The organism is Zoogloea sp. LCSB751, from assembly GCF_002028455.1.
Lineage (GTDB): Bacteria > Pseudomonadota > Gammaproteobacteria > Burkholderiales > Rhodocyclaceae > Zoogloea.
Window position 1 is genome coordinate 1 of record NZ_MWUM01000166.1, and the last position, 276, is coordinate 276.

Sequence of the window (276 nt, forward strand, 5' to 3'; positions counted from 1 at the left end):
GCGCGGCCTGCCGCCCAGGCGGAATGACGGGGGGCAGGTGCGCTGGCCCATGGCTCAGGCGCGCTGTCTGAGGGTGACGTGCGCGCGCGGGCTCATGGCTCTGACCTGTACTTGGCGGTGAGGCCGATGAGGAAGTTGCGCAGGATCTGATCCCCGCAATCCTGGTAGTGCTTGTGATCCTTGGCGCGGAACAGGGCGCTCAGCTCGGACTTGGAGAGGTTGAAGTTGGCGAGCTTGAGGGTGCCCAGCATGTCTTCTTCCTTGTAGTCGAGGCCG

The 276-nt window shown here is 65.2% G+C and carries 1 protein-coding gene; it reads right to left on the minus strand.

Features of this window, described 5'->3' with window-relative positions; all coding sequences use genetic code 11:
• Positions 1-92: 92 nt before the first annotated feature.
• Positions 93-276: DUF1456 family protein (locus tag B4920_RS26215; RefSeq protein WP_139379675.1), on the minus strand; the 184-nt coding region annotated here is incomplete at its 5' end.